Source organism: Rhodopseudomonas sp. B29 (assembly GCF_000333455.1).
Taxonomy (GTDB): Bacteria; Pseudomonadota; Alphaproteobacteria; order Rhizobiales; family Xanthobacteraceae; genus Rhodopseudomonas.
On the sequence record NZ_BADD01000471.1, the window covers coordinates 1 to 1,116 of the forward strand.

The 1,116-nt window shown below is 66.0% G+C and carries 1 protein-coding gene and 2 riboswitches; the gene reads left to right on the top strand.

The annotated features are described in order from the left end of the window. A riboswitch (cobalamin riboswitch) is annotated at positions 1-196 on the bottom strand. This riboswitch is flagged as partial in the annotation. A gap of 82 nt (positions 197-278) precedes the next feature. Further along, positions 279-503: riboswitch (cobalamin riboswitch) on the top strand. 116 nt (positions 504-619) lie between these two features. Continuing rightward, a partial coding sequence (bluB, locus tag I5M_RS16680; RefSeq protein WP_022722431.1) for a 5,6-dimethylbenzimidazole synthase occupies positions 620-1,116 on the top strand: 497 nt, incomplete at its 3' end.

Sequence of the window (1,116 nt, forward strand, 5' to 3'; positions counted from 1 at the left end):
TGTCGATGGCAGGTCTCCTGGCTCGCGAGTCATTGCCGTGATCGCCGCCTTCCCAGGAACGCCGCAGAGCGTGGCCCAGTGGTTTCGGCGATGGCTCGTCGCTTACAGTTGCGGGGGCAGCGCCGGACTGGAGCGAACTCGCACCGGCTTCCCTTTTCACCTTCGAATTCGAAGGACCATCGGGCCGGACGCTAACCGCGCCGGCAGGCGCGGTCAACCGAGGGCCTCGCCGGAGGTTTGACCAATCACGTTGACAGCGGCGATGCGACGCGCCTAACAATTTCACCATCGACGATGGTCCTTCGGATTCGAAGGTGAAAAGGGAATGTGGTGGGTGACGCGCCTCGGTGCCGATCCCGAAGCCACAGCTGCCCCCGCAACTGTCAGTGGGTAGCCGACCGCCAATAACCACTGGGCTTTCCGACCGTTTCGGTCGGCCCGGGAAGGTGGCGCAAGGCGACGACCCGCGAGCCAGGAGACCTGCCATCGCTTGAATTGTCCATGCTTCGGGCGGGGTGCCTTGAGGCGTGCTCGGCAGGCGCAGGACTCATTGCATCTGCCGCGACGACGACTTTCGTCGGACCTGCAGCACCCCGACAGGCGCGTCATCGACGTGCCGATGGAGGTCAGGGTGCAGAGTTTCGACATTTCGTCCGCCGCGGCCAGCGCCGCGCCGCCGCCGGCATTCGACGATCATTTTCAAGCCCAGTTCGCCGAACTGATCGCGTGGCGCCGCGACGTCCGCCGCTTCCGCCGCGATCCGGTGCCGGCCGAGATGATCGAGCGGCTGCTCGATCTGGCGCAGCTCGCTCCCTCAGTGGGCAACAGCCAGCCGTGGCGCTTCGTCTCGGTCGACAGCGCCGCGATGCGCGGCAAGATCGAAGACAATTTCAAGCGCTGTAACGCCGACGCGGCCTTGAGCTATCAGGGAGACCGCGCCGCGCTCTATGCGAAGCTGAAGCTCGAAGGCATCGCCATCGCGCCGCGGCAATTCGCGGTGTTCTGCGATCGCGGCACGGCGCAAGGTGCCGGCGTCGGCTGTCGCACCATGCCGGAGGCGCTGGACTATTCGGTGGTGGCGATGATCGAGACGTTCTGGCTCGCCGCGCGCGCCGC